The organism is Psychromonas sp. (assembly GCF_983033635.1).
Window position 1 is genome coordinate 1152 of sequence record NZ_CEZLMY010000224.1, and the last position, 3518, is coordinate 4669.

Genomic DNA, 3518 nt, shown 5'->3' on the forward strand with positions numbered 1-3518 from the left:
TTCAAGAGATTAAAATATTACTGCTGGAGCATGCTGCATTAATCGTTTTAACCGCTTTAGCTTGTGTCTTTTACTACTGCCTGCGAAGCAAAAAAGCAGGTTATTTGCGGTCGAAAACTTTTGCAGTGTTTGTTATTGGGCTGCTAACGCTTAATTATTACCATTTTTTTATTAAAGATAATCGGGTGAAGCCGGTGATCGCAACCGTGCCTTTATCGCTTAACGAAATAGATTATAGTGCATACCCAGGTCGGTCTAATATTTATCCAGCACAGGCAATAAACGTGCTGTTAGTCGGGAATAAACCTGATGAGCTGATGACAGAACTAGGCTGGAAGCGTAACAAAACCTTCAGTAGAGACAGCATCTCATTTTCAGATTACCTAGATCTATTACAGCAGGATATGCCGCCTATCTCTGACTTATACTGGAATGGGCAATCCCAATGGCAAGCGTGGCAGTTAGAGGGGACATTAACCAGCCGTAGTCATATCCGCTGGTGGCACGCCGGGCAGTCTAAACAATCTGGACAAGATATCTGGGTGGGAGCATTAAGTTATGATGACGGCTTAAAGTTGTCTCACTATCGAGGTCTGTTAACTATGCTGCATGATACCGATCCGCAAGTTGATAAAGAACGTAATCAATTACAACATTCGATAGAAATATCTCAAGATGACTGGAAAACCAAAAAGGTGATTCCTGAAAAAGAAAATATAATGCCAGAAAGACGTGAATACGTTACTGACGGCTCCGTTTTGTTAATTGAAGAAATCTAGGGATAGCATAACCATAGTGCTAAGCGGCATTAAAAATACAGGAAAACAATCCTATCCACTATCTTAGCCGGCTGTTATTGAATAGTTAATTGACAGGTGTGTTTGCGTGAACTGAAAATGAACAGTGAATTCACCTCTGGTAAAAGGAGCTTCGCTTATGATGCTTTCATACTAAGAAATGCAGCATTACCTAACCTAACGAGGAATTTACCATGAAAATTTTAACAATTTTAATCATCCTATTTGCAGCCCTTTTTTGCCTTAATATAGTTTTTGAAGTCGTTGATGTTATATTCGATATATTACTTGAACCAGTGGAGTTTCTCTTTGAACTGCTTATGGATGGTGTGGATTTTGATGATGGTTTAGAAATTGAATTTGATTAACTAATCACAGTTAAAATATTGCTGATATCAATATTATTACAGGCTGGTACATTCGAATGTATTAGCCTTGTTATTTTCCTTCCCTATCTATTGCTACTTTCCTTATTCTATCAAGAGCAAAGCAGATCCTTGTTAGTTTAAAAGTGGTTCTCTTCCGCTCGCGGCTTTATTCTTATTAGCGGGTCTTTGCCCACGAAAATCTATATCCATCCCCATCAACATAATTATCTATTACAGACAAATACGCAAAACAAAAATAAAAACATAACAAAATACTTCACTAAATTGATTTTAAAGTCTTTTATTTGTGTGAATGGAATATGAACAGGCCGTTCACTTCAGGTCAAACAGTCTGCCTTTATTATGTCCCTATGTTGTGCAAAGCACTATTTTATATTCAAAAATGAGGAACAGATTATGCCGCCTATCAGTATTGTTATTATTACTTTAAATGAAGAAAAACGTATCGCCCGCTTATTGGATGACTTATGTCAGCAGACTTCGCAAAATTTCGAAGTGATTGTGGTTGATTCCAACAGCTCAGATAACACTCTTAACGTTGCGGCTGGCTACGTGTCAACACTGCCTTCTTTAACTCTTCATCGTATGGATACAAAGGGAGTCAGCCTAGGGCGAAATACGGGAGCCGGTCTGGCACGCCACGAGCGTATATTATTCTTAGATGCAGATGTGCGTTTACCTGATAATTTTCTGGAAAATGCGCAGTGTCAGTTATCTGACAAGAAGTTAGAAGTGGCAGGGGTGTACATGGGATCTGATGAACTGGCCTTACGTCATCGCATTGCCTATGGTGCTTTTAATATTGGACTTGCGTTAACACAGTACGTCTTTCCAACCGCTGTGGGAGCTTGTATTTTTTCTAGCCGTGAGATACATAATAAGATTGGCGGATTTGATGAAGACATCATACTTTGCGAAGACTGCCACTATGTTAAGAAAGCGTCTAAAATCACACGCTTTCGTTATCTTAATATGACATTTAGTTTTGACCCAAGACGTTTAGAGCAGGATGGTATGTTCAGTACCGGGTGGATTTATTTAAAAGCTAATATTCGTCGTTTTTTTTGCGGAGAAATGCGTAATAACGAAATTGAGTATAAGTTTGGTCACTATAACTAAATCACTGATGACAGCTGGCCGGTATATTAACAATCCGGCCCATTTATTATGAATATTTACAGGGGCGTGCATGCCGCCGCCTGTGTAACATAGCAAAACATATCTACTATTCCGCCTTTATTAGTATAAGCCGCATTCTGATTACTATTCTTGTTGTTGAATTTTGTATTCATCTTTTAAAATAATTCCATTAACAATAAATTGTTGTAATCAATTGTTTTAGAAGATGTTTATCTTGTTCTTCTGCAGGGGTTATAAACGTGAATGGAAGATGAACAAGTAGTTCACTTCAGGTAAAGACGACGACGCTTATGATAGCCCCATGTTGTTGAGAACAACTCTTTTAAAACTTAAACCTGAGGAATTGACCATGATAAAATTACTACCTTTAATCGCTCTGCCTATGTTATTTGCTGCTAACGCTAATGCAGCTTTTGTTGGTGCACAAGCTGCAAACAGCGGCGCACCGCACATTACTATCGCACAGTTCAAAAGCGAAACAGATTTAGGTGAAAGCAGCGGGTTGTTCGATATGGTGCTCACTGGTGCGAAAGCTGACGAGAAGGAGTATGTACTGAAAGGTCACATCCAAAACCAGATTAATAGAGACAGTTACACTATCGCAGATGATACCGGCAGCATTATTGTAGATATCAACGCGAACTTGTTTAACGGCGTCGATATCACGGCACAAGATACTGTGCTGTTCTATGGCGAAGCGGATTATGAAGATGTTGGTCTGATTTTTGATGTAGACAGACTAGAAGTAATCAAAGCTGATTAATGAGTTAGCAGCCTTGCGCCTGATAAATGCAAGAAACAGTCAACAAGGAATAGGTTATGTTTGAACTACTTTTTATCGCCCTATGTGAAACTATCTGGTTCAACCTGGTTAACTTTTTGACTGATTTGTTAGCTGTAGGCATTTGGGCGTATTAACGATTTATCTGATCACTAAAGCAGTACATTATAAGAGAGGGACAGTGGGTCTTGTTATTGCTGTCAACCTGTAACCATCTCTTTTACCACCGATAAAAGCCAGTTCATATTATGTACTGGTTTTTTTTTGTATCCGTATCTTTAATCATTTTCTTTTTCATTAAAAAATAAACTCTGTAATTTATTGTTTTGTAAGTGTTTTGTGTTTTTTTTTGAAATATGAATGGAAGATGAACAAGTAGTTCACGTTTAATAAAGCGAGCCTAATTTATTC

4 protein-coding genes are annotated in these 3518 nt (G+C 38.2%); all 4 read left to right on the top strand.

All coding sequences use genetic code 11. The annotated features are described in order from the left end of the window. A partial coding sequence (locus AC4GME_RS17360; protein WP_490379892.1) for an LssY C-terminal domain-containing protein occupies positions 1-779 on the top strand: 779 nt, incomplete at its 5' end. A gap of 212 nt (positions 780-991) precedes the next feature. Continuing rightward, positions 992-1165 (top strand): hypothetical protein, encoded by a 174-nt coding sequence (locus tag AC4GME_RS17365; protein WP_490378536.1) that lies wholly within the window; start codon positions 992-994, stop codon positions 1163-1165. A 417-nt stretch (positions 1166-1582) separates the two neighbouring features. Next, positions 1583-2305: a glycosyltransferase gene (locus AC4GME_RS17370; RefSeq protein WP_490378535.1), complete on the top strand. Its 723-nt coding sequence runs from the start codon at positions 1583-1585 to the stop codon at positions 2303-2305. Positions 2306-2675: 370 nt separating this feature from the next. Then, positions 2676-3089 carry a NirD/YgiW/YdeI family stress tolerance protein gene (locus AC4GME_RS17375; protein WP_490379893.1) on the top strand — a complete coding sequence of 138 codons (414 nt, stop codon included), beginning with the start codon at positions 2676-2678 and terminating at the stop codon, positions 3087-3089. Positions 3090-3518: the final 429 nt, after the last annotated feature.